Below are 21,734 nucleotides of genomic sequence, written 5' to 3' on the forward strand. Positions count from 1 at the left end.
TCTCTACCGCTTGCAGAAAATACACAAAATGCACAAGCGATTCGGGTTCATAAATTATTAAATTATAAAATGTGTGCCCTCCCTTGCAAATATGGACAAACTATTGTAAAATAACAACATACCCAAGAATGCAATATTTAGGAGGATTTCATATGTCTGTCAGAGTTGATACACAACATCTGTCCGGGTTTGTTGGTGAAAATGAATATAAGGCGCTCGCGCCGCAGGTAAAGCTTGCGCACGAAATGCTCCACAATGGCACTGGCCTCGGCAACGATTTTATCGGGTGGGTGGATCTCCCGACCAATTACGATAAAGAGGAATTTGCCCGCATCAAAGAGGCGGCAAAGCGGATTCAGGCGAATTCGCAGGTGTTTATTGTCATCGGCATCGGCGGTTCTTACCTTGGCGCCCGTGCAGCGATTGAGTTTTTGAAGTCGCCCAACTATAACAACATGAAGAAGGACACGCCTGACATCTACTTCACAGGCAACAGCATCAGCTCCACTGCATTGAGCGAGCTGCTGGCGATCTGCGAGGGCAAGGACGTCTCCATCAACATGATCTCCAAGTCCGGCACGACGACGGAGCCCGCAATTGCGTTCCGCGTCCTGCGCGAGTTCCTGGAGAAGAAGTACGGCAAGGAAGAGGCGAGAAAACGCATCTACTGCACCACCGATAAGGCGCGCGGCACCCTCAAACAGCTCGCTACCAAGGAAGGCTATGAGACCTTCGTTGTTCCGGATGATGTTGGCGGACGTTATTCCGTTCTGACAGCCGTTGGCCTGCTGCCGATCGCCGTCAGCGGCGCGGACATTGACGCGCTGATGGCTGGCGCTGCAAAGGCGCAGCAGGAATATAACAATGCCGATATGTTTACCAATCCGTGCTACCTTTACGCTGCACTGCGCAACATGCTCTACCGCAAGGGCAAGGAGATTGAAATCCTCGTCAGCTATGAGCCCTGCTATACGATGATGTGCGAGTGGTGGAAGCAGCTCTATGGCGAGAGCGAGGGCAAGGATAACAAGGGGCTGTTCCCGGCATCGGTGGTGTTCTCCACAGACCTGCATTCCATGGGTCAATACATCCAGCAGGGCCGCCGCTCCCTCTTTGAGACGGTTGTCCTGTTTGACAAGGCAAAGCAAGAGCTGTACATCGGCAACGATCCCGAAAATGTGGACGGCCTGAATTTCCTGGAAGGCAAGAGCATGTCCTATGTCAACGAGAAGGCCTTTGAGGGAACCGTATTGGCGCACACCGACGGCGGCGTGCCGAATATCGTCCTCCATGTTCCGGATTTCTCGGAGGAATCCCTGGGTGCACTGATCTATTTCTTCGAAAAGGCTTGCGCAATTTCCGGCTATCTGCTCGGTGTAAATCCGTTCGATCAGCCCGGCGTAGAAAGCTACAAGAAGAATATGTTTGCCCTGCTTGGGAAACCCGGCTATGAGGAGCAGAAGGAAGCTCTTGAGGCAAGACTCCACAAATAATTCTGGCGATTTTATCCGCAATGCGGAAATACTATCATACAGGGGGAGTTTCAATGGTTACTCTGATCGTAGGTAAAAAAGGTTCCGGCAAAACGAAAAAATTGATTGAGCGCGCAAACGAGGCGGTAAAGACTTCTGACGGAAATGTAGTTGTCATTGAAAAGGGCTTGAAGCTGACATACGACATCTCCCATCAGGCGCGGCTCGTGGACAGCGATAGCTACAGCATCAGCGGCTTGGATGCGTTGGCTGGCTTTATCAGTGGTATCTGCGCTGGCAATTATGATGTGACAGATATCTTCGTGGATTCCACGCTGAAGATCATCGGCCAGGATATGAAAGCATTGGAAGAGCTGATCGAGCGGATGAACAAGCTCTCCAAAGAGGCGAATGTCAACATTGTCCTGCTGGTTTCGGCGGATAAGAGCGAGCTCCCAGAGGGGATCGAAAGCCTCGCATCGCAGATTTAAGTATTCTATGCAGGCGATACCGCCGGCGCTCTTGCGGTGCCGGCGGCATCTTTGCGTATATTTTGTGTATCTTTGAAATTTTTACCGATAAATTGTATTGACAAAGCGAGCAGGAACCTATATAATAAGCTAATGTAGCGCCGAGGTGTGAAAAATGCTTCTGGAACTGGAAGATGTCTTTTTACAGGAGGGCGCCAGCCGTTCGTTTCGCAGTTCGATGGATCTGTCGTCTGTCGATGTAAACGGTGTATATCCATTTGTCTCGCCGGTAGAGATCGCGGGCAGTGTGGAGAACCATGCTGGTTTGGTGCAGTTGCATGCACAGGCAGCGTTTCGGTTTTCAATCCCGTGCGACCGGTGTGCAACACAGGTGGAGCGGCGGTATGTCTATCCTTTTTCGCATGTGCTGGTGTTGTCCTTGGAAAAAGAAGAGGACAGTGGCGAATACATTCAGGTAGACGATTACAAGTTGGATTTGGACGAGTTGATCCGCACAGACATTTTGTTGGAGCTTCCGACAAAGTTCCTCTGTAAGGAAGACTGCAAGGGCCTGTGTCCGACGTGTGGGAAGAATCTGAACGAAGGCGCATGCAATTGTCAAACACATCAGATTGACCCCCGTTTGGAGGTCCTTAAACAACTGATAGATAGCTAAGCTTTGTATAAGGAGGTGCTGACCATGGCGGTACCAAAGCGGAAAGTATCCAGCGCAAGACAGAATAAGAGACGTTCCAATGTGTGGAAGCTCGACGCTCCTGCACTGATGAAATGCCCGAAGTGCGGGGAGTACAAGGCGCCTCACAGAGTGTGCGACAACTGCGGTTATTACAACGGCAGAGAAGTCATCAAGAAGGAAGCCTGATTTTTGATTTCTGAAGAGTAGAGAAGGAGCGATCCTTCTCTATTTTTTTGCTCTGAACAGGAGGACGAACATGCCTGTAAAAATTCTAGCGGTGGAGCCGGGGGGACCTGCCAGCCATGCCGGGGTCCGACCTGGGGAAACCCTGCTCTCCATCAACGGTAATGAAATCTGCGATATTTTGGATTATCGCTTTTACGAGACGGACCGGCATCTCTCGATTGTTCTGCGCGACGACGCGGGCGCAGAACGCACGGTGCAGATTCGGAAAGGGCAATATGAATCCATCGGATTGGAATTTGAAACGTATCTGATGGATCAGCAGCACTCCTGCACCAATCGATGCATCTTTTGTTTTATTGACCAGCTTCCCAAGGGGTTGCGGAAAAGCCTCTATTTTAAGGATGACGATTCACGCCTTTCGTTTTTGTTTGGAAACTATGTGACCCTGACGAACCTGAAAGAGCGCGAGGTGGACCGCATCATCAAGATGCATATCAGCCCGATCAATATCTCCGTGCATACGACCAATCCCGAACTGCGGGTCAAGATGATGGGGAACCGCTTTGCGGGGAAATCGTTGGATATCCTCTACCGTTTTGCGAAGGCTGGCATTAAGCTGAACTGCCAGATTGTGCTGTGCCGGGACATCAACGACGGGGAGGAGCTGGACCGCACGTTGAAGGATCTGACCAGTTTGTGGCCCTCCGTGCAGAGCGTGGCCGTCGTCCCGCTTGGGCTGACCAAGTACCGGCAGGGGCTGTATCCGCTGACCGGATACGATTCGGAGACCGCACGGGCGGTGGTGCGTCAGTTGGAGCGCTGGGGGGACCGCTGTGAACAGAAATATGGTCAGCGCATCTGCTATGCAGCGGACGAGTTTTACTTAAAGGCACAGCTGCCGATTCCTCCCGCGCCCTTTTACGGCGATTTTGACCAGCTGGAAAACGGCGTGGGGCTGATGGCGAGCTTGAAGCAGGAATTTCTGGATGCGTTGGAGGATTTCGTCCCGCCGGCAAGTTCCCGCAAGGTCACGCTGGCCACCGGTGTGGCGGCGCACCCGTTCCTGGATACGCTGCTTGACGAACTGCGGCAAAGATGTCATAATTTAACATGCAATGTGGTCCCCATTGTCAATGACTTTTTTGGGGACACGATCACAGTGGCGGGCCTTGTGACAGGCGGAGACCTCCTCAAGCAGCTCCGAGGCCGGGAACTGGGTGACGCGCTTTTGTTGCCCGATGTGATGCTCCGCAGGGAAGGGGATATTTTCCTCGACGACGTCTCCCTGGAAGAATTGTCGGAGGCATTGCAGATACAAATCATCACTGTGCCAAACGACGGCTATGCGCTGTTGGACGCAGTGGTAGGGAGGGAAGAACATGGCTAAGCCAGTTGTGGCGATTGTCGGCAGGCCAAATGTCGGCAAATCAACGTTGTTTAATAAGCTGATCGGACAGCGCCTGTCAATCGTAGACGATACGCCGGGCGTCACGCGCGACCGGATCTATGGAGACTGCGAGTGGGAAGGGCGCAAATTTTCTTTGGTGGATACCGGCGGTATTGAGCCGAGCGCCAGCGATGTGATCCTTTCGCAGATGCGTGCGCAGGCGCAGTTGGCTATCGATGCGGCCGATGTGATTGTATTGGTGACGGACATCCGCTCCGGCCTGGTGGCGACGGACGCCGACATTGCGGCGATGCTGCTCAAGAGCGGCCGCCCGGTCATTCTCTGTGTCAACAAGTGCGACTCGGTGGGCGAGCCGCCGGCGGATTTCTATGAGTTTTATAACCTTGGTTTGGGGGACCCTGTCCAGGTTTCCTCCGTTCACGGCCACGGGACCGGTGATCTGCTGGACCGTGTGGTGGAGTATCTCCCCGCAGAGCCGGAAGGGGAAGAGGACGGGGAGCTGATCCGCGTGGCGATTATCGGCAAGCCGAATGTGGGCAAAAGTTCTCTGGTCAACCGGATTTCCGGGGAAAACCGCTGCATTGTCTCCGACATTGCGGGAACAACGCGCGATGCGATCGACACAGAGGTGGAAAACGCCTACGGCCGCTTTATTTTGATTGATACCGCCGGGTTGCGCCGCCGCAACAAGGTGGATGATTCCATTGAAAAGTACAGCGTCATCCGGGCGCAGATGGCGATTGAGCGTGCGGATGTGTGTGTAATTATGATCGATGCAACCGTGGGCTTTACGGACCAGGACTCCAAGGTGGCTGGTCTGGCGCACGAAGCGGGGAAGGGATGTGTGATTGCCGTCAACAAGTGGGATGCGGTTGAAAAAGACGGGAGCACGATGACGGCCTACCGCAAAAAGCTAGAGGAAGATTTCTCCTTCATGTCCTATGCGCCGTTTTTGTTTTTGTCGGCAAAAACCGGGCAACGCATCGACCGCCTGTTTGAATTGATTAAGCATGTGGCGAATTCGAATGCTATGCGCATTGCAACCGGCATGCTCAATGATGTGCTGGCGCAGGCCACCGCGCGCGTGCAGCCTCCTACGGACAAGGGCAAGCGGCTAAAAATTTATTACATGACGCAGGCTTCCACAAAGCCGCCAACGTTTGTCTGTTTTGTAAATTCGGCGGAACTATTTCATTTCTCTTATCAGCGGTACTTGGAGAACCGTATCCGTGAGACATTTGGCTTGGAGGGGACTCCGGTGCGTTTTATTATCCGGGAGCGCGGGGATAAGTGATCCGCTGAAACGATTTAGGTAGGGGGAACGATCCATGGGTATTTTCATGAGCGCTGTCTTGCCGGCCGTCCTGACGATGGTCATTTCCTATTTGCTGGGAAGCATCAACTCTTCCATTATTTTTACGAAGTTGTTCAGCCACGAGGATATCCGCGAAATGGGAAGCGGCAATGCTGGAACAACGAATGTCCTCCGCTCCGTGGGGAAACGGGCGGCGGCCTGTACCTTTGCGTTTGACTTTATCAAAGGGGTGCTGGCGGTCTTCATCGGGAGGTTGCTGTTCCAATATTTTGCGGCCGCCTATCCGTTGGCGGGTGTCTCTTCGTGGGAGTTTGTCCAGTACGGCGCGTATTTGGCTGGTATCTTCTGTGTATTGGGGCATGACTTTCCGGTGTTCTTTGGTTTCCGGGGCGGAAAAGGGGTCTTGACCAGTTGGTCCATCATTCTGCTGATCGACTGGCGCAGTTTTGTTGTTGTGATTGTGGTGTTTATTGTGGTTGTCCTGCTGACGCGCATTGTATCGGCAGGATCGATCAGTGCTGGGATTGCATTCCCAATTTGCACGTTTGTGTTTAACTATCTGGTCGATTACCGCATGTTCCAGATTGGAAGCCCGACGTATTGCGTCCTGACCATGATTGTGGCGCTTTTCCTGGGAGGGCTGCTGGTCGGAAAACATCATGCGAATATCGCGCGCTTGCGTGCGGGCACGGAAAAGAAACTCAGCGTGAAAAAGCATTGAGCGACTATAACGGAAGAAATCGAAAAAGGCTGTTGAACGCATCCCTCTCGATGTGTTCAACAGCCTTTTATCGCTTCTCTTATAAAATTATAACGAAAAAGGAGCCCTTTGGGACTCCTTTCAGCTTCTTTGTTCAGTTTAGACGGCACGGGTAACCTTGCCGGAACGCAAGCAACGGGTGCAGGCGTAAATACGCTTGGGGCTGCCATTTACAATCGCCTTCACGCGACGAATGTTGGGCTTCCAAGTTCTGTTCGCACGTCTGTGAGAATGAGAAACCTTGATACCGAAAGCAATATCCTTGCCACAAACATCACATTTTGCCATGAGTCTGCACCTCCTTTAACGGGCTTATCAAAATTACAACAGTAGTATTCTAGCAGATTCCTCTGGCAATTGCAAGCTTTTTCGCAAGAATATTTTGCAAAGCGGCAAACATTTCCACAAAATCGCGCGCTGGCCTCCCATATCTTGTATTTTGAAGCCAAACGTATTATAATAAAACGACAAAACGTGATGACCTATAAGAGGTGCGGCCGCTCATTTTATGCGATGGAAAAAGCGTTTGCTGCTATGGAAGCAAACAGGGGCTGTGCGGTTCCTTGGGAAAGCATAGTGTCCATCAACGGCCTAATCGGTTGGTTTTTCCGCCGGGTGGATGTATTATATTTAGAAGGAGCGTGTTTTTATGCTGTTTAGTGTCATTCGCTCGTTGTTCAGCGGTGGCTCGGTCGATTTTATGAGTATCCTGATGCAGATCGTGGCGGTGTTGTTCGTCATTTTCTGTATTTTGCCTTTGCACGAGTTTGCCCATGGGTGGGTGGCGTATAAGCTTGGAGACAATACGGCCAAATACCAGGGCCGCTTGACCTTCAATCCCATAGCAAGTGTGGACCCGTTGGGAGCGCTGTTCCTCTTGCTGTTTGGTTTTGGTTGGGCAAAACCGGTGCCGGTCAATCCCAACAATTTTAAGAATCCCAAGAGGGGGATGGCCATCACAGCGCTGGCGGGACCCGTATCCAACCTGCTGGCCTCTCTGATCGGCGCTTTGATTTATATCGGCGTCCTTTTGGCGACGAATTTCAGCGTGCCAACCTTTGTGCTGGTGTTCTTCCAATATTATATCATCATCAATGTGGGCCTGGCGGTGTTCAACCTGCTGCCCATCCCGCCTCTGGACGGTTCCCGGATCGTGGGCGCATTCCTTTCGAACCGGGCGCTGTACAGTTATTACCGGTACCAGAATATCATCATGATGGTTCTGATGCTGGTGCTTTTTACGGGCCTGTTGGACGGCCCGATCAGCTTTTTGCAGAACATCTGCTACAACGGTGTGATGTGGCTGGCCCAGCTCCCATACCAGCTGTTTGGCCTGTTATAATACGAGGGCCCTATGGAAAAGCTATCCTATAAGTTGGAAACATTTGAAGGGCCCTTGGACCTCTTGCTCTATCTGATCACCAAGAATAAGTTGGACATCTGTGATATACAGATTTCCGAGCTTCTGGATCAATATATGGAGCAGATCAATGCCATGCAAGAGGCTGACATGGATGTCTCCAGTGAATTCCTGGAGATGGCGGCGCGGCTTGTATATATGAAAACGGTCTCCCTCCTTCCAAAGCACGATGAGATGGAGGCGCTTCGTCAAGAACTCACCGGGCAGTTGCTGGAATACCAGGAGTGTAAAAAGGTTGCGGCGCAGCTTGCGGAACGGTTTTCTTACAATATCTATGTGCGGGAACCGGCCGAAATCGAGCCGGATAAGCGTTACAAGCGGCACCACGATCCGCGGGAACTCTTAAAAGCGTATTTAACTGCGGCGGGGCGTGGAAAGCGCGCTGCACCGCCCTCCCCGCAATCGTTTTCTGGGATCGTCACGCACAGGATTGTGTCGGTCGCTTCCCAGATTGTCTATGTGCTGCGCCGGTTATGGAAAGTGAAAGCGGTGGAGTATGAAAGCCTTTTCATAGAAAAACGGGATAAGTCCGATCTGGTGGCGACCTTCCTCGCCGTACTGGAGCTGGTGAAAGGCAAGCGCGTGCGCATTGAAGGCGAAGGCGGGACGGCGACCGTAAAATTGATGGACGGCGGTGAACGACATTGGAAATCAAAAAGATCCGAGGAGCAATAGAAGCCATCCTCTTTGCCAGCGGGGATGCGGTGTCGACGGATCGCGTGGCGCAGGTGCTTTCCCTGGACCGGACAACCGCCGCCAAATTGATGCAGAGTGTGATGGACGATTTTAATACGGAGGACGGTGGCGTCCGGATCGTCAAATTGGAGGACTCTTACCAGATGTGCAGCAACCCCGCGTATGCGGAGGAGGTGCGCCAGGCGCTCGACCTGCGCAGGAACACGCCGCTTTCCCAGGCCGCCATGGAGGTTTTGGCGATTGTCGCCTACAACCAACCGGTGACTAAGGCGTTTGTGGAACAGATTCGCGGCGTGGACTGTTCCGGCGTGTTGGGAAGCTTGACCGCAAAAGGGTTGATTGAGGAACGGGGAAGATTGGAGTTGCCGGGCAGACCGCTCTTATATGGGACAACCTCCGATTTTTTGCGCTGCCTCAATATCTCTTCTCTAAGCGAACTTCCTCCTTTGCCGCATAAACAGGAGGAAACGGAGGAAGAAGAAGCCGGTGAGGAAGTGGAACAGAGCTAGGGGGCGCTTATGATAGCTGTTTGGATTGTAGCGGGAATTCTGCTCGCATTGTTTCTGCTCTTGCTCTGCCCGGTTACGATCGTTGTAGGCTTCCAAAAAGAATTCACGATCAAAATCCGGTATCTGTTTTTCACCTATCAAGTGGCGCCTCCCAAGGAAAAGCCCAAGAAAGAGGCGAAAGAGTTCCCTGAATCCGAGAAAAAGGAACCGGAGGAGCACAAGAAATCAAAATTTCAGGAGATACTGGAAGAGAAGGGCATTTCCGGCTTATTGAAGCTTTTGCGCCAAGTTGGCGAAGTGGCCACGAGGACGGCGCGCAGGCTATTTTCGCATCTGGTGGTGACGCGTCTGCACCTTGAGATCCTGGTGGCGGATGAGGATGCGGCGCAGGCGGCCGTGAACTACGGGTATGTATGCGGGATTGTCTGTACGGCGTTGAGCGCTTTTTTGCACAATTGTATTTGTAAACGGTACCATGTGCAGATTACGCCGGACTTTGATCAAAAGGAAAGCAGCGCTGTTTTGGACTTTCAGGCGCATATCCGGCTTTTGTTTTTGATCAGCGGTGTGCTCGGGGCGCTTATGCACCTGGTGCAGCTGCAAAAAGAAGGCGGACAAGCGGTTCAGAGCACATCCTAAAACAAAATTTTGCCCGGATCAACCTTTTACGGTATGTGGATAAAAGAAGCAAACCAAATTGAAAAAGGCGGTGTATCAAAATGAGCGACCATCCAATTGAAGGCATGATGAATACCACTTTGGAAAAAATCAAGCAGATGGTGGACGTCAATTCCATTGTGGGGGACCCGATTACGGCCCCGGACGGAACCATCATCATACCCATTTCGAAAATTTCCTATGGCTTTGCCTCCGGCGGCTCGGATTTCCCCTCCAAGGTGCAGAGCGAAAAAGAATTTTTCGGCGGCGGCACGGGCGCAGGGATCTCCATCAATCCGATTGCGTTTCTTACGATCTCCAACGGCAATGTCAAGCTTTTGCAGATCGACCCGTATAATAGCTCGGCTGACCGGATTGTCGGCATGGTGCCGGACGTTGTGGATAAGATCAGCGGGATTGTGAGCAAGAAAAGCGAAGAAAAAAAGGCGAAAAAAGCGGAGAAAGCGGCGGAATCCCCAGCCGAATAAAATCGAATACTAAATTGCGCAGCCGCCTGCATATACCTTTATGGGCAGGTGGTTGCTTTGTGTAAAAAATCATTATGTGCAATTCTGGCAGGCGTTGTGAGCTTTTTTCTATCCGTCAGTGCCGCTCCGGCCGCATTTGCGGAAGGGGGGCCTCAAGTCTCCGCGCAGGCGGCGATTGTGATCCATGCGGACAGCGGAAAGGTGCTCTACGAGAAAAACGCGGACGAACAACGGTCCATGGCCAGTACAACCAAGATCATGACCGCTTTGATCGCCTTGGAAACCGCGGCGGCGGACGATCCAGTGGTTACCATTACCGATGAAATGGTGCGTGTGGAAGGTTCGTCCATGGGATTGCAGCCTGGCGATCAGCTGACTCTGAAAAGTTTGGCGGCGGGGATGCTCATTGTCTCTGGCAATGATGCAGCCAATTCTGCGGCCATCGCGATTTCTGGATCAACGGAAGCTTTTGCAGAGAAAATGAACCAGCGTGCCCAGGAGCTGGGCATGGAACATACGCATTTTGTCACCCCTTCTGGCCTGGACGACGACGCGCATTATTCTACGGCGCGCGACATGGCGACTTTGGCTGCGGCGGCTATGAAAAATCCGGATTTTGCCGCCATTGTGGGCCAGAAAGCGATGAATATTTCTTTCATAACCCCGGATCAAACCCGCAGGTATACCAATCACAATAAGCTTTTGAACTTGTATGAGGGATGTACTGGTGTGAAAACCGGCTTTACAAAAAAGTCGGGGCGCTGCCTCGTTTCAGCGGCGGAGCGCGACGGTATCCGTTTGATTGCGGTGACGCTGAACGCCCCGGATGATTGGAACGACCATATGGCGCTTTTGAATGATGGGTTTTCCAAATTGGAGTGCTACCCAGTGGACGACAGCGGGTATACGGCAACCCTTCCGGTCACTGGCGGGTTGGCCCGTTCGGTTCAGGTGCGGGGGAGCGCAGGCGAGGTGGCTGTGATCCCACGGGGCGCCGCCGAACGGGTCAGGCGCATTGTGGAATTGCCGCGTTTTGTATATGCGCCTGTGATGGAACAACAGGCGGTGGGCCGGGTGCGCTATATCCTGGACGGGGAGGAGATCGCGGAAACTGTTTTGACCGCACAGGGATGCGCGGAACAGGCTCCCAGGGAAAAGAGCTTATGGGAACGGCTGGTGGAGGCCGTGCGGACCTTTTTTCAGATCGAATGAAATTGGTAAAGGATGTTGAATGGATGACTAAAGAGGTACGATTACAAAAAATGCTCGCCGACTGCGGCATTGCCTCCCGGCGCAAGGCGGAGGAGATGATCGCGGCCGGCGAAGTGCGCGTCAATGGGACTGTCGCCAAGATTGGGGATAAGGTGGACCCCAAAAAGGACAAGGTCACGGTGAAGGGGAAGCCGGTGGAATCCCATGTGCAGGAGGTCTATATTATGCTGCACAAACCGCGCGGCTTTATTACGACGATGAGCGACGAGATGGACCGCAAATGTGTGGCAGAGCTTGTCCAGGAAATTCCAGAGCGGGTTTACCCCGTGGGGCGGCTCGATCGAGACTCCGAGGGCCTTCTGCTGATGACAAATGACGGCGCGTTTGCCAACGCGATGATGCATCCTTCCAAGCATGTGCCGAAGACGTATCGCGTAACCGTGCGGCCTTCGATTACAGAAGACCAACTCACGCAGATGGCGGTGGGCATTGAAATTGAGGGCAGAAAGACGGCCCCAGCCGATGTGCGGGTGCTTTCCCAGGAACCTGGGCGCGTGGTGCTGGAAATGGTGCTCTATGAAGGGCGCAACCGCGAAATCCGGAAAATGTGCGAGGCATTGGGACTTGAAGTCGCACGTCTCAAACGGATTGCCATTGGCCCCGTGCGCCTTGGGATGCTTCAGCCGGGAAAATGGCGGGAGCTCACAGCCGATGAAGTCAAGCGCCTGATGGCGGGCGCGAAAGCGGACAAACGGGCGCAACAAAACCAAATGAATCGGAAAGGGGAAACAAAACATGATTACCATACTTCCGCTGCAAGATCCCAAGCGGGTCCAAGAGCTGCTGGCAGACCTGCCGGACAAAGGAGACCACGCCGCCGTTTTGATGATGGGCGATCCGGCCGATGAACTCGGCTATGTGGCTGTGGATGTAAAGGACTCTGTTCTGCGGATGCGGAAGATGGAGGTGTTCGGTTCCAATCTGGAGCAGCCGGACTTAAACGCCCGGATCTGTTCGGACAGTTTGATGCGTGCGGCCGCGTCCTATGGCGCAAACAAGGGAGCCTACCGCATCGAAACCGAAGTTCCAGGCTTAGGAACGCTGTTAAAAGCATCCGGATTCCTCGCAGAAGGGAGAAAGTTTGTTTGTGATTTGTCAAAAATTGTAAAAATCTGTAAAGATTGAGGACGAATTGCCCAAGAAACTCTTGTCAAGACTTTTGGAATATATTATAATAAAAACAATTGTAATAATCTATTTATTTTATTGCGGAATGTTTTTATGGAATTTTTATCTGCTCTGCTCCGTTGTTCTGGTGGACAAGCAGGGTGGCACCAATCGATAGAATGGAGGAGTTATCATCATGAGCACAGGAAGCAGTGCAGAACGGCTACAAGCGTTTCGCGAGGCTGCGGCAAAAACAAAGGGGTTCCAATGTATCACCGCTTTGTTTGACGAAGGAACCTTTAATGAGGTTGACGGCTTTGCAAAGTCGGGCGACGGCTCTGCAGAAGTGGTTGCCGGCTACGGCGAAGTGGATGGTTGCCCGGCGTACGCCTTTGTCCAGAACAGCGATGTGGATGGCGGCGCAATGTCGAAGGCGCAGGCAGCGAAGATCAAAAAGATTTATGATTTGGCGGTCAAGACCGGCTCGCCGGTGGTGGGGATCTACGATTCCATCGGAGGCCGCTTAAACCAAGGAGCGGATATGCTGGCCGCCTATGGGGAGATCTTATTGGGAAACAACAACCTTTCCGGTGTTGTTCCGCAGATTTCCCTTGTGCTTGGCCCCTGCCTGGGCACTTCTGCAATGATCGCGGCGAGTGCCGATATTGTTGTCATGACGAAAACGGCGCAGCTGACGATTGATACCACGGGCAAAGACGGTACGGCGGAAGATGCCGCAAAGCTGGGCATCTGCCATGTGGTGGCGAAAGACGATCAGGAGGCAAGGATGCAGGTACGCAAGTTACTTGCCGTTTTGCCTTCCAATAATTTGGCCGGCGCGCCGGTGTTTGAATCTTCCGATCCTTCGGATACGGCTATCACAGCCGGAGCGGATACAAAGAAGATCGTAGAGGCGATTTCCGACAAAGGAAGCTTTATGGAGTTAAACGGTGCGTTTGGCACATCTGCGGTCACAGGTCTGACGCAGATTGGTGGCTCTACAGTGGGCGTTACTGCATTGAACGGGGTGCTGGACGTAGATTCCTGCTCCAAAGCGGCGCGGTTTGTTCGTTTCTGCGATGCGTTTTCCATCCCGGTGGTCACGCTGGTGGATGCGAAAGAGTTCACTTCGGTGCGGGAAGCGTCGAAGTTAAGCAACGCCTATTCGGAGGCGACCACGGCAAAGATTACCGTGATCACGGGCGAAGCATATGGCCCGGTGTATGTTGCAATTGCTGGACGCGGTGCGAATGCCGACTACACGATGGCCTGGGCTAATGCGGTTGTTTGCCCGTTGGCGCCGCAGACAGCGGCGATGTTCCTGTGGAGCGACCGGCTGAAGAAATCCGGGAATACCAAAGAGGCCCGCAACAAGCTAATTGAGGAATACAAAGCAACCGAGGCAACGCCGTTTGCAGCGGCTGCCGAAGGCTTTATTGAAGATATCATCGACCCGGCCGAAACGCGCGTGAAAGTGATTGCCAACCTTGAAATGTTGGAAGGAAAGCGCGTTTCCAGATTGCCGAAGAAGCATTCGAATATTCAGATCTAAGCATTAAAATTTTGTCATTACTGTCAGGAGGATCACAATATGAAAACGCTCAGAATTACGGTAAACGGCACGCCTTATGATGTGCAGGTGGAAGAGGTCAGCGGCGGTGCTGCTCCTGCGGTCCCGGCTGCCGCTCCGGCACCCAAGGCGGCTCCCGCTCCGAAAGCGCCTGCGCCGGCTGCCGGCGCAGAGGTCATTTCTTCTCCCATGCCGGGCACGATTATGTCCATTGATGTAAAGGTTGGCCAGGCGGTCAAGAAGGGCGACATCCTGGTGATTTTGGAAGCGATGAAGATGGAAAATGAGATTATGGCACCCCATGACGCGACCGTTGCGGCTGTCCATGTCAACAAGGGCGACAGCGTTGAGTCCGGAACGGCGCTTGTTTCCCTCCAGTAAGAGCTTTTCATTGAATAACATTTAGGAGGGACATATCAAAACTATGGCTAATAAAAAAATTGGAATTACCGAAGTGGTACTTCGTGACGCGCACCAGTCCCTGATTGCCACCAGAATGCCGATCGGCGATATGTTGCCGATTTTGGAAAAGCTGGATCAGGTCGGCTATCATTCGTTGGAATGCTGGGGCGGCGCGACTTATGACGCCTGCTTGCGCTTTTTGAATGAAGATCCATGGGAGCGTTTGCGCACCATCCGCAAGCATTGCCCGCATACCAAGTTGCAAATGCTGTTCCGCGGCCAGAATATGCTGGGATACCGCCACTATGCGGACGATGTTGTAGAATATCTGGTGCAGCGTTCCATTGCAAACGGCATCGACATCATCCGTATTTTTGACGCGCTGAACGATATTAAGAATTTACAGACCGCCATCCGCGCGGCGAAAAAGGAAGGCGGCCATGCGCAGGTTGCCATTTCCTATACCACCGGTCCGGTCTTTACCACGGACTATTATGTGAAATACGCGAAGCGCATTGAAAATGCGGGTGCGGATTCCATCTGCATCAAGGATATGGCCGCTTTGCTCACTCCCTATGAGACCTATGACTTGGTCAAGGCGTTGAAGGGTGCGGTCAAGATTCCGATCCAATTGCATACGCATTATACATCCGGCTTGGCTTGCATGTGCATGCTGAAGGGCATTGAGGCCGGTGTGGATATGATCGACACGGCGATGTCGCCGCTGGCGCTGGGCACTTCGCATGCGCCGACCGAGTCCATGGTGGCGGCCCTCCAGGGCACCAAATACGATACCGGCCTTGACCTCAAATTGTTGAATGAAATTCGCGAGTATTTCATGCCGCTGCGCGCGAAGTATATTGAAAGCGGCCTGCTGGACCCGTCCATGCTGGCGACCAACACCAAGGCGTTGGTGTATCAGGTCCCGGGCGGCATGCTGTCCAACCTGCTGTCTCAGTTGAAGCAGGCGGGCAAGGCGGATAAGCTCGAGGACGTGCTCAAAGAGGTGCCGCGTGTGCGCAAGGATGCCGGTTATCCGCCGCTGGTTACGCCGACCTCTCAGATTGTCGGTACACAGGCAGTGTATAACGTCATCACTGGCGAACGCTATAAGATGTGCACAAAGGAATTTAAGGATCTTGTTGCCGGGAAATACGGCACTACGCCGGTGACCATCGATCCGGAGTTCCGCAAGAAGATCATTGGCGACGAGAAGCCGATCACCTGCCGCCCGGCTGACTTGCTGGAGCCGGAGCTGGAGAAGCTTCGTTCAGAGATCGCTGAGTGGTCTGAGCAGGAAGAGGACGTGCTCTCCTATGCACAGTTCCCGAAGGTGGCATTGGACTTTTTCAAAAAGCGTAGGGATGCGGAATATGGCATCAACAGCGCGCTGTCCAATGCGGAAAAGCAGGTACATCCTGTATAATTGCATAAAGATTGAAGGTGTCTCAGGGCAACAGATGGTTCTGCTTGCTTTGGGACATCTTTTATCATATAGGGAATGGAGTGGGGGATTGATGCTGCACATGCTTGCATAGGATAGAAAAGCCGCAAAATTGTTCCGGGATAGTTTTATACATGGTTGCTTTGCAGATCGAGAGAAGGGAAAGTGTGATATTCATGAAAAATGAATGGGAGAAATGTATGGCGGGGGAATGGTATGATTGCCACGCGCCCATCTTTTTGGGCTTTAAGAGCAAGGCTCGGAGGCTTTTAGCCGCCTACAATGCCCTACCATACGATCAGAAGGAAGAGAAACGGAAAATTTTAGAGGAGATGTTGGGCGGAATCGGGTCCAATGTATCCATTGGAAGCTCTTTCACATGCGATTATGGATGCAATATCTACCTTGGCAACAATGTCTCGATCAATATGAACTGTACCTTTGTGGATTGCAATCGGATTGAAATTGGTAACAATGTGCTGATTGCATCAAATGTGCAGATTTATACAGCGACACATCCGGTGGAGCTGAAGGAGCGCCTGACGCCCGATTGGGACCCGGAGAGCGGCGAATATTTTTGCAGGACATACGCGCTTCCAGTGACGATCGGGGACGGTTGCTGGATTGGCGGAGGAGCCATCCTTTTGCCAGGAGTAAAAATTGGGAGAGGGAGCGTGATCGGAGCGGGAAGCGTCGTCACAAAGGATATTCCGGAAAACTGCGTCGCGGTCGGCAATCCCTGCCGCGTGATCCGCAGGATCAATGACGTAGGACGCACGGAGTAAAGGGTTTAAGGAAAAGCCCTTTGGCAATTCCATGTTATTTTATAAGAGATGTCTTCCGGGAATGCTTGGCCAGGGAAGACAAAATAAGAGCCTGTACCGCTGTCGTAGTCGGTACAGGCTTTCTGTTGAATCGAATGCGTCTATATGATTTATTGCTGTGTAATTCCGCTGAAAACAATGCCACGGGATGCATCCAGCGTAACCGTCGTGCCGCTTTTCAGAATCTGTGTGGCATGTTCTGCGCCGGCAATGACCGGCTTATCCAGCGCAAGCCCGACGATCGCTGCATGCGAGTTGGCGCCGCCCTGCTCGGTGATAATACCGGTTGCAGACTTCATCAAGTTGAGCACCCGGTTGGTCGTTTGCGGGATGACCAGAATATCGCCGGTTTTAAACTTGGCGAGCGCTTCCTCTTCATTGTTGCAGACGCAAAGATTGCCGCAAGCAATGTTTTTCGTCACACCCATGCCGGAGAGAAGAACGTCGCCAACCAGCTGAACCTTCAAAAGGTTGGTGGTGCCGGAGACTCCGAGCGGTACGCCGGCAGTGATAACGGTCAAGTCGCCGTTTTTCACGAGGCCCCTGTTGCGTGCAACGTCTACGACGTGGTTGAACAGCTCATCCGTGTTGTCTTTTTCGTCCACCATGATCGGGATGACGCCCCAGGAGAGGTTCATCTGACGGAGGACCGTGGGGTCTGTTGTGCCGCTGATAATGGGACAGCACGGACGGTATTTCGAAATCATGCGCGCAGTCTTACCGGATTTGGATACAGTCATGATCGCTACAGCGCCGAGATCGTGCGCGGTTGTAACGGTGGCATGGGAAATTGCAGAGGTCACGTTCGGCTGTTCGTCGATATCGCGCTTTTTGAAACGCCCTTTGTAGTCGATATCCTCTTCCGTACGTTCCGCAATGGTAGACATGGTTTTGAGCGCCTGGATCGGGTACTTGCCCGCGGCCGTTTCACCGGAAAGCATAATCGCGCTGGTGCCATCATAGATTGCATTGGCAACGTCGGTTGCCTCGGCGCGGGTAGGACGCGGGTTCTTCATCATGGAGTCGAGCATCTGCGTGGCGGTGATCACCTGAAGGCCAGCATTATAGCCCTTTTTAATCAGTTTCTTTTGGATGACTGGAATTTCCTGCAGAGGGATCTCAACGCCGAGGTCGCCACGGGCGACCATAATGCCATCGGAAACCCGGAGGATCTCATCGATGTTATCGACGCCGTCCGCATTTTCAATTTTTGCGATGATGCGGATGTTATGGCAATCGTGCTTTTCCAATTCTGCGCGCAGGTCAAGGATATCCTGGGCCGTGCGGGTGAACGAAGCCGCAATAAAGTCGAAGCCCTGTTCCACGCCAAAGGCGAGGTCCTCTTTATCTTTTTCGCTGATGAAAGGAAGCGAGAGATGCGCGCCAGGGACGTTGATGCCCTTATGGGAGGAGACGTCGCCTCCGTTCACAACGGTGCAGATGATGTCGGTATCCGTACAGGAGTCCACGCGCAATTCAATCAGGCCATCATCGATCAGAATCTTCGAGCCGGTTGCCACTTCCTGGGGCAGGCGCGGGAAGGTGATGCTGACGATTTTGTCGTCGCCTTCCACATCACGGGTTGTCAGTGTAAAGGTTTGCCCTTCTTTCAGTGTGACCTTTTTCTGGGAGAAGTTCCCCGTGCGAATTTCCGGACCCTTGGTGTCCAAAAGGAGCGCAACCGGAAGATTTAGCTCTTCACGAAGTTTTTTAACCATGTCGATCCGGACTTTTTGCTCTGCATTGGTTTGATGAGAAAAGTTCAGGCGGGCGACGTCCATCCCTGCAAGCATCAATTCCCGCAGAACCGATTCATTGTCCGTCGCAGGTCCAAGCGTACAGATAATTTTTGTCTTTCTCATAAATAACGCCATCCTTGAAATTTAAAATTATTTCAATATATAGTATACTAGATGTTGCGTCAAGAAAGCAATCCCAAATTATTATTTCCATTTCCTGTACAAGGAAATGCCTATTTATTGAAAAAAATTAGGTTTCGCGATACAATAAGTACAAAAATGGATTTTTTATTGTGGAAAGGGGATGATGGGATGCGCAAGAACAAAGGGGAAAAGGTGGTCAAATCGCGCGCCGGTTGGAAAAAGGCGGACCAAGTGCGTAAAATAAAAATTGTGATGACCTTTGTTGTGGTTGCGCTGTGCATTTCCATAGCGGCTGGAGCTGTTTTGGCCTGGATAGAGATTGAGCAGCCGTTTGCGGAAGAACCGAGCAGTGCGCCTGTGTCTTCCCAGCCGCCGGTATCGTCGGAGGCGGAATTACCCGTGTATGACAATACGTTTAATTTGGTGGTGGTGAATCTGGACACGCCGCTTCCGGATGACTTTACGGTCCAATTGGAGGAATACGAGGGATTCTCCTTCGAGGAGCGCATTGTGGAAGCCCTTTCAAAAATGGTGGAGGATGCGCGGGCAGATGGAATCGCCTTGGAGATCGCAGGGGGCTATATTTCCAAAGAGGAGCAGGATGCCCAGTACCAGGCGGCCGTGCAGCAGCTGATGGAGCAGGAGGGATACAGCCGTGTGCGCGCAGAAGACCAGGCGGAGAAGACGGTCGGCCGCGGCGGTTACAACGAACGGCAGACGGGGATGCTGGTGGACTTTTCTTCATCCGGAGAGGATGTGCCCTTTGAGCAGTCCCAGGCGTACCAATGGCTGATGCGAAATTGTGTGAACTATGGATTCGTGCTCCGTTACCCAGAGAACAAGACCAGCGCCACCGGGACCGCCTATACGCCTTCTTGCTTCCGGTATGTTGGAACGGAGAATGCGGTCAAGATGCGGGAATACTCCATGTGTTTGGAGGAATACGCACAGTACATCCGCCAACAGTCGGCAAATTGAATTGCAGAAAAATTGTGGGATTACCACTTGCATTTTTAGTCGTTCTATGTTAAAATTCAAACGTTAGGTTGCAGTTTGGGTGAAAGAGGTGACAGAAATGAAGGAAGCGATCCATCCGAAGTACAAAGAAACGACGATTACCTGCGCTTGCGGCAACGTGATTGAGACGAGATCCACGAAGGAAAACATCCGCGTTGAAATATGCTCCAAATGCCATCCGTTCTTTACTGGTAAGCAGAAGCTGGTCGATACGAGCGGTCGTGTTGATATGTTCAAAAAGCGTTATGGCATGCAGGACAAAAAATAATTCGGGTTTCTTTTTGATGAACTGGGCGGCGCAAAGTGATTTTGCGTCGCCTTCTGCTTTTTCTGAATCCATCGGAGGCGCGTTATGACAGAGTATAAAACCGTTCTGAAGCGGGCGGAGGATGCGTTTGTGGAACGCCGCTCGCGTTTTATCGGCCATGCGGCCCCTGTAAAGACCGAAGAAGAGGCCGTTGCCTTCATCAATGAGATGAAGGCGAAATACTGGGATGCGACCCACAATGTCTATGCATATTGCTTGCGTGACGGGCAGATCAAGCGCTATTCCGACGACAGCGAACCCCAGGGGACAGCGGGGATTCCCACCCTGGATGTCCTGCAAAAGTCCGGCGTCACGGACACCGTCGTGGTGGTTACGCGGTATTTTGGCGGCGTGTTGCTGGGCGCGGGCGGCTTGGTGCGCGCTTATTCGCATGGGGCTTCCATTGCGCTGGAAGCTGCTGGGATTGTCACCATGCGTGAATGCATTATGGCGTCGCTTTCCTGCGACTATAACCAGTATGGACGGCTGCAGGCGTTAATCCCGGAATGTGGCGGGACGGTAGATGATACTGTGTTTGGCGAGCGTGTAACCATGTATTTCCATCTGACCGACGCCGATTTGGGGCGTATGCGGCCAAAGTTGGCGGACGCAACCTGCGGCTCCGTTGAGGTGCAGGAGGAGGGCAAAAAATTTTTTCAGGTTTTATAAAAATTATGCAGGAAATTTGCTCTTTGCCGCGTATAAAATAAATAGCGACAGGTTCTTTGGAGAGATCTGCCCGCTTATGGAAAAAGGAATAGAATCTTGCGGGGGACATTTTCCAGAGACTGGTCCGATCTTTGTAGGAAAGAAGGTGCGCCGGATATGAATGTCAGAGAACGGACCCAACAGATCGAAGAACAGACGCTATCGCCGTATGCCGCTCTTTCACGCAACACAAAGGGCAGGGACCGCCCGGAAGAGGAGTGTGAGCTCCGCACGCCTTATCAGCGGGACCGGGACCGGATTATCCACTGTAAGGCATTCCGCCGCTTGAAGAGAAAGACGCAGGTCTTTTTGTCTCCGGAGGGCGACCACTATCGGACGCGCCTGACCCATACGTTGGAGGTTGCGCAGATTGCGCGCACGATTGCGAGGGCACTGCGGTTGAATGAGGATTTGACGGAGGCGATCTCTTTGGGCCACGACCTCGGGCATACGCCGTTTGGACATGCCGGGGAGCGGGCGCTGAATGAGATTCTGCCCGGCGGGTTCCGCCACTACGAGCAGAGCGTTCGCGTGGTGGAAAAGCTGGAAAAGAACGGCGCAGGGCTCAACCTGACCAAAGAGGTGCGCGACGGTATATTGCACCACACGCACGGACAGGAGGCCTCCACGCTAGAGGGGCGGATCGTGCGCTATGCGGACCGCATTGCCTATATCAACCACGACATCGACGATGCGGAGCGGGCCGGTGTTTTGGAGGAATCGCAGATTCCCAAAGCGATCACGGACCTCTTAGGGACGAGCAAGTCCGCCCGGATCAACCGCTTGGTCAATGCGGTGGTGGATAACAGCCAGGACGGGCAGATCCGCATGGACCCCGAATGCCAGGAAGCTTTTGACGAGCTGAATACGTTTATGTACCAACAGGTTTATTATAATCCCTACGCGAAGGGGGAGGAGAAAAAGGTCCCAACCTTGATCGAAATCCTCTTTACCTACTTAAAAAACCCTGATCACCTTCCGGAGGACATGAAGCGTATTGCGGAAGAGGAGGGGTGTGAGCGCGCCGCCTGCGACTATCTCGCAGGTATGACAGATCATTATGCCATCCGTCTGTTTGAGAATATTTACATCCCGGAGGCGTGGAGTCACTATTGATGGAAT

25 protein-coding genes are annotated in these 21,734 nt (G+C 52.6%); 23 read left to right on the forward strand and 2 right to left on the reverse strand.

The window, feature by feature from the left end:
* Window positions 1-152 precede the first annotated feature (152 nt).
* From I2E77_RS10965 to plsY, 7 genes are all read left to right on the forward strand, one after another.
* Window positions 153-1,493: a glucose-6-phosphate isomerase gene (locus I2E77_RS10965; protein WP_087229209.1), complete on the forward strand. Its 1,341-nt coding sequence runs from the start codon at window positions 153-155 to the stop codon at window positions 1,491-1,493.
* A gap of 53 nt (window positions 1,494-1,546) precedes the next feature.
* Window positions 1,547-1,963 carry a hypothetical protein gene (locus I2E77_RS10970; RefSeq protein WP_191362486.1) on the forward strand — a complete coding sequence of 139 codons (417 nt, stop codon included), beginning with the start codon at window positions 1,547-1,549 and terminating at the stop codon, window positions 1,961-1,963.
* Window positions 1,964-2,117: 154 nt separating this feature from the next.
* Window positions 2,118-2,618 carry a YceD family protein gene (locus I2E77_RS10975; protein ID WP_087229203.1) on the forward strand — a complete coding sequence of 167 codons (501 nt, stop codon included), beginning with the start codon at window positions 2,118-2,120 and terminating at the stop codon, window positions 2,616-2,618.
* A 24-nt stretch (window positions 2,619-2,642) separates the two neighbouring features.
* Complete coding sequence (rpmF, locus tag I2E77_RS10980) at window positions 2,643-2,825, forward strand: 50S ribosomal protein L32 (protein WP_087229200.1); 183 nt, start codon at window positions 2,643-2,645, stop codon at window positions 2,823-2,825.
* A 70-nt stretch (window positions 2,826-2,895) separates the two neighbouring features.
* Window positions 2,896-4,212 (forward strand): DUF512 domain-containing protein, encoded by a 1,317-nt coding sequence (locus I2E77_RS10985; protein WP_195451218.1) that lies wholly within the window; start codon window positions 2,896-2,898, stop codon window positions 4,210-4,212.
* Window positions 4,205-5,527, forward strand: coding sequence for a ribosome biogenesis GTPase Der (der, locus tag I2E77_RS10990; protein ID WP_191362483.1), 1,323 nt, complete (start codon window positions 4,205-4,207; stop codon window positions 5,525-5,527). The genes I2E77_RS10985 and der overlap by 8 nt, the downstream gene beginning before the upstream one ends.
* A gap of 34 nt (window positions 5,528-5,561) precedes the next feature.
* Window positions 5,562-6,269: a glycerol-3-phosphate 1-O-acyltransferase PlsY gene (gene plsY, locus I2E77_RS10995; protein WP_191362482.1), complete on the forward strand. Its 708-nt coding sequence runs from the start codon at window positions 5,562-5,564 to the stop codon at window positions 6,267-6,269.
* A gap of 138 nt (window positions 6,270-6,407) precedes the next feature.
* Here plsY and rpmB read toward each other — a convergent pair whose 3' ends face one another.
* Window positions 6,408-6,596, reverse strand: a complete 189-nt coding sequence (gene rpmB, locus I2E77_RS11000) for a 50S ribosomal protein L28 (RefSeq protein WP_054323139.1) — start codon at window positions 6,594-6,596, stop codon at window positions 6,408-6,410.
* A gap of 361 nt (window positions 6,597-6,957) precedes the next feature.
* Between rpmB and I2E77_RS11005 the strand changes: the two genes are divergently transcribed.
* From I2E77_RS11005 to I2E77_RS11060, 12 genes are all read left to right on the forward strand, one after another.
* Complete coding sequence (locus I2E77_RS11005) at window positions 6,958-7,650, forward strand: site-2 protease family protein (protein ID WP_087229185.1); 693 nt, start codon at window positions 6,958-6,960, stop codon at window positions 7,648-7,650.
* A 12-nt stretch (window positions 7,651-7,662) separates the two neighbouring features.
* Complete coding sequence (locus I2E77_RS11010; RefSeq protein WP_191395742.1) at window positions 7,663-8,403, forward strand: segregation and condensation protein A; 741 nt, start codon at window positions 7,663-7,665, stop codon at window positions 8,401-8,403.
* On the forward strand, window positions 8,373-8,933 hold the full coding sequence (scpB, locus tag I2E77_RS11015; protein ID WP_087229179.1) for an SMC-Scp complex subunit ScpB: 561 nt from the start codon (window positions 8,373-8,375) through the stop codon (window positions 8,931-8,933). Before I2E77_RS11010 ends, scpB begins: the two co-directional genes overlap by 31 nt.
* 9 nt (window positions 8,934-8,942) lie before the next feature.
* On the forward strand, window positions 8,943-9,572 hold the full coding sequence (locus I2E77_RS11020; RefSeq protein ID WP_195451219.1) for a DUF2953 domain-containing protein: 630 nt from the start codon (window positions 8,943-8,945) through the stop codon (window positions 9,570-9,572).
* An 80-nt stretch (window positions 9,573-9,652) separates the two neighbouring features.
* Complete coding sequence (gene ytfJ / locus I2E77_RS11025) at window positions 9,653-10,078, forward strand: GerW family sporulation protein (RefSeq protein WP_087229173.1); 426 nt, start codon at window positions 9,653-9,655, stop codon at window positions 10,076-10,078.
* Window positions 10,079-10,174: 96 nt separating this feature from the next.
* Complete coding sequence (locus I2E77_RS11030; protein ID WP_330608931.1) at window positions 10,175-11,290, forward strand: D-alanyl-D-alanine carboxypeptidase family protein; 1,116 nt, start codon at window positions 10,175-10,177, stop codon at window positions 11,288-11,290.
* Window positions 11,291-11,313: 23 nt separating this feature from the next.
* Window positions 11,314-12,198, forward strand: coding sequence for a pseudouridine synthase (locus I2E77_RS11035; protein WP_191405160.1), 885 nt, complete (start codon window positions 11,314-11,316; stop codon window positions 12,196-12,198).
* Window positions 12,173-12,475, forward strand: a complete 303-nt coding sequence (locus tag I2E77_RS11040; protein WP_172749490.1) for a hypothetical protein — start codon at window positions 12,173-12,175, stop codon at window positions 12,473-12,475. Before I2E77_RS11035 ends, I2E77_RS11040 begins: the two co-directional genes overlap by 26 nt.
* Window positions 12,476-12,653: 178 nt before the next feature.
* Window positions 12,654-14,009, forward strand: a complete 1,356-nt coding sequence (locus tag I2E77_RS11045; protein WP_191521145.1) for an acyl-CoA carboxylase subunit beta — start codon at window positions 12,654-12,656, stop codon at window positions 14,007-14,009.
* Between the two features lie 39 nt (window positions 14,010-14,048).
* Window positions 14,049-14,408, forward strand: a complete 360-nt coding sequence (locus I2E77_RS11050) for a biotin/lipoyl-containing protein (RefSeq protein ID WP_087229161.1) — start codon at window positions 14,049-14,051, stop codon at window positions 14,406-14,408.
* A gap of 43 nt (window positions 14,409-14,451) precedes the next feature.
* Window positions 14,452-15,855: an oxaloacetate decarboxylase subunit alpha gene (locus I2E77_RS11055; protein ID WP_087229159.1), complete on the forward strand. Its 1,404-nt coding sequence runs from the start codon at window positions 14,452-14,454 to the stop codon at window positions 15,853-15,855.
* 194 nt (window positions 15,856-16,049) lie between these two features.
* The gene (locus I2E77_RS11060) at window positions 16,050-16,658 is read left to right on the forward strand and encodes a sugar O-acetyltransferase (protein ID WP_195451221.1); all 609 of its coding nucleotides are present in this window, start codon (window positions 16,050-16,052) and stop codon (window positions 16,656-16,658) included.
* A gap of 149 nt (window positions 16,659-16,807) precedes the next feature.
* On the opposite strand, the gene pyk is transcribed toward I2E77_RS11060, so the two are convergent.
* A complete protein-coding gene (gene pyk / locus I2E77_RS11065; protein WP_087229153.1) occupies window positions 16,808-18,559 on the reverse strand; it encodes a pyruvate kinase in 1,752 nt (583 codons plus the stop codon).
* A gap of 189 nt (window positions 18,560-18,748) precedes the next feature.
* On the opposite strand from pyk, the gene I2E77_RS11070 reads away from it, so the two are divergent.
* From I2E77_RS11070 to I2E77_RS11085, 4 genes are all read left to right on the forward strand, one after another.
* Window positions 18,749-19,558 carry a M15 family metallopeptidase gene (locus I2E77_RS11070; protein ID WP_195451222.1) on the forward strand — a complete coding sequence of 270 codons (810 nt, stop codon included), beginning with the start codon at window positions 18,749-18,751 and terminating at the stop codon, window positions 19,556-19,558.
* Window positions 19,559-19,655: 97 nt separating this feature from the next.
* Window positions 19,656-19,865, forward strand: a complete 210-nt coding sequence (gene rpmE, locus I2E77_RS11075) for a 50S ribosomal protein L31 (protein WP_054323125.1) — start codon at window positions 19,656-19,658, stop codon at window positions 19,863-19,865.
* Between the two features lie 84 nt (window positions 19,866-19,949).
* A complete protein-coding gene (locus I2E77_RS11080; protein ID WP_191441775.1) occupies window positions 19,950-20,573 on the forward strand; it encodes a YigZ family protein in 624 nt (207 codons plus the stop codon).
* 156 nt (window positions 20,574-20,729) lie between these two features.
* Window positions 20,730-21,728 carry a deoxyguanosinetriphosphate triphosphohydrolase gene (locus I2E77_RS11085; protein WP_191448459.1) on the forward strand — a complete coding sequence of 333 codons (999 nt, stop codon included), beginning with the start codon at window positions 20,730-20,732 and terminating at the stop codon, window positions 21,726-21,728.
* Window positions 21,729-21,734: the final 6 nt, after the last annotated feature.

It is taken from the genome of Anaeromassilibacillus sp. 1001302B_160321_C8 (assembly GCF_015554745.1).
Taxonomy (GTDB): domain Bacteria; phylum Bacillota; class Clostridia; order Oscillospirales; family Acutalibacteraceae; genus Anaeromassilibacillus; species Anaeromassilibacillus stercoravium.